Genomic DNA, 2,750 nt, shown 5'->3' on the forward strand with positions numbered 1-2,750 from the left:
GCCACCAAAATGTGGATGGCCCGGCTCTACCCGACGTACGAACGGAACACCTGCTTAGTCTCAAACGGACTGTCCACCATGGCTTTTGCGCTACCCGGAGCCCTCGGCGTCAAGCTGGCGCGACCCGAGTCGAAAGTGCTCGCCGTCGTCGGCGACGGCGCGTTCCTGATGAACTCGCAAGAAATCGAGACCGCGGTTCGGGAGCGGATCCCGCTGGTGGTTCTGATCTGGGAGGACGGCGGCTACGGCCTCATCGAATGGAAGATGGACCTCGAACTCGGCGAGCACTACTACGTGAAGTTCGGCAACCCCGACATCGTGACCTACGCGGAAAGCTTCGGCGCCAAAGGATATCGGATCAACAGCGCCGAAGAACTGTTGCCGACGCTGAAGGCCGCGCTCGACGAGGACGGGGTGTCGCTCATCAGCTGCCCGGTCGACTACTCCGAGAACCTGCGGTTGACCGACCGGCTCGGCGAGCTGGACGAGACGCTGTAGCCTCTCGGATCATTTGCTCCTCTGGCCCTCTGGTCGCTTGACGATGACGATGCGTCCCGGAACCCGGGGAATTACGTGCAGATGCCGACGCACTATTGCCTGCTGACACGGGTCGGCTCGGAGCCCCGCCGTGTTGCACTCAGGCCCGGTGTGGGTCAACCTAATTGAATCCGGTGTGATTGCAGTCGAAGAAGACGAGCGATGATTCGTTGTGTCCGCATGTGGACCGGCGGGGATGGAAACTCGCTGTTCGAGGAAGGCTGGATCGATCTCGCCGAGGGAATGCGCGGCGACTCCGTAGGCGAGCCGATACACGTCACCGAGCTGTCATTCCAGGAAACGCGGTCGGGCGGATCGTACGAATGGCATCAGGATCCGGTCCCGCGTTTCGTCATCACCCTGTCCGGCACGCTCGAGTTCCAGACGAAGTCCGGCGCCACGTTCATCATCCGTCCGGGCGATGTGCTGCTCGCGCAGGACAACAGCGGAACTGGTCATACGTGGAAGCTCATCGGCGACGACCCGTGGCGCCGCGCCTACGTCGTCTACGAGAACGGGACCGACCTTCACTTCAAGCCGGGAAAGCATCAGGAGGACAAAGGATGAACACCTCCACATCGGAGACCCCAGACGTCGTGCTGATCGGCGCGGGGATCATGAGCGCGACCCTGGGCACCCTCCTCAAGGAGTTGGAACCGACCCTGGACGTCGTGATGTTCGAAACGCTTCACGACTGTGCACAGGAGAGTTCCGAGGCGTGGAACAACGCGGGAACGGGCCACGCGGCCAACTGCGAACTCAACTACACGCCACGCCTTTCCGACGGCAGCGTTGACATATCCAGAGCCCTTCAGGTCAACACCGAGTTCGACGTGTCGCGCCAGCTGTGGTCGCATCTGGTCACCCGGGGCGCGATCCCCGATCCCCGCGCGTTCATTGAACCGTGCCCGCACATGAGCTTCGTCTGGGGTGACGACAATGTCACCTTCCTGCGCGACCGGTTCAAGGCGATGTCGGCACACCACTGTTACCACGGCATGGAATACAGCGAAAATCACGGCCAGATCGGCCAGTGGGTGCCGCTCGTGATGGACGGACGTGACAGCGAGCAGCCCATCGCCGCGACGAGGATGATCACCGGCACGGACGTCGACTAAGGGGCGCTTACGCATCTGCTCGTCAACCAGCTGCAGGCACAGCCAGGCTTTTCACTGCACTACAAGCACACCGTCACCGATCTCAACCGCCTCGAAGACGGCCGCTGGGGCGTGAGCGTTAAGGATGGCGTCGCTGACGAAGAATGGACCGTATCGGCCAGGTTCGTGTTCGTCGGCGCGGGCGGCGGCGCGCTGGAGCTCCTGCAAAATCCAAGATTCCAGAAGGGCATGGTTATGCCGGATTCCCGGTAAGCGGGGTCTGGCTGCGTTGCGACGTCGACGAGGTCAGTTCCCGTCACCATGCCAAGGTGTATGGGAAGGCCGCCGAGGGCTCACCGCCGATGTCCGTTCCCCATCTCGACACGAGGATGATTTCCGGCAAGCGCTCGCTGCTCTTTGGCCCGTACGCGGGCTTTTCCACCAAGTTCCTCAAACACGGTTCCTATTCGGACCTGTTCCGCTCGATAGAGCCCAGCAATGTCGTGCCGATGCTGGCGGTAGCACGCGACGACTGGCGGTTGGCCGAATACCTGATCGGCCAGGTGCTGCAGACCGGGTCGCACCAGTTCTCGATCCTCAAGCAGTTCTTCCCCGGAGCTCAGCGGCAGGACTGGCGCGAAGCCGTCGCGGGCCAGCGCGTGCAGATCATCAAGCCCGGTCCGCACCACACCGGCGAGCTCGAATTCGGCACCGAACTGATCGGCAGTCCCGACAACTCGATCGTCGCACTGCTCGGTGCCTCGCCCGGCGCGTCAACCTCCGCCTTCATCGCGTTGGAGGTTCTGGAGAAGTGCTTCGCAGATGAACTGGCGGGCGGCTGGCGGGATCGGCTGCAGACCATCATCCCGACCTACGGCATCGACCTAACGCAAGACGCGGCCGCCTGCCGCGATACTCGTGCCAAGACAGCCTCCGTGCTCGGACTGGAGAACGTCTGACGCCGACGCTCAATTGTGATGCTGTGACGTCACTTTCTGCAGCGTCATGGGCCGGACGTATCCGCCGATCAGCGTGCGGTGCCACCACGCCCGTTCGCGGCGCAGCTCGGTCAGTGTGGTGAAGCGGTACCGATAGAGCTGCGCGCGCACATAGCGT

At 62.7% G+C, this 2,750-nt stretch carries 3 protein-coding genes and 1 pseudogene; 3 read left to right on the top strand and 1 reads right to left on the bottom strand.

Annotated elements, in window-relative coordinates; translation table 11 throughout:
- The 3 genes and pseudogenes from ACLP4W_RS21005 to mqo form a co-directional block, all read left to right on the top strand.
- A partial coding sequence (locus ACLP4W_RS21005) for a thiamine pyrophosphate-dependent enzyme (protein WP_442389244.1) occupies positions 1 to 498 on the top strand: 498 nt, incomplete at its 5' end.
- Between the two features lie 201 nt (positions 499 to 699).
- Entirely contained in the window at positions 700 to 1,104 is a 405-nt protein-coding gene (locus ACLP4W_RS21010) for a cupin domain-containing protein (RefSeq protein ID WP_442389246.1), read from the top strand.
- 50 nt (positions 1,105 to 1,154) lie between these two features.
- Positions 1,155 to 2,593: pseudogene (gene mqo, locus ACLP4W_RS21015) on the top strand (malate dehydrogenase (quinone)).
- 9 nt (positions 2,594 to 2,602) lie between these two features.
- Here the strand turns inward: mqo and ACLP4W_RS21020 are convergent.
- The coding region (locus ACLP4W_RS21020; RefSeq protein ID WP_442389248.1) for a hypothetical protein at positions 2,603 to 2,750 on the bottom strand (148 nt) is incomplete at its 5' end.

It is taken from the genome of Mycobacterium sp. (assembly GCF_052145595.1).
Classification (GTDB): domain Bacteria; phylum Actinomycetota; class Actinomycetes; order Mycobacteriales; family Mycobacteriaceae; genus Mycobacterium.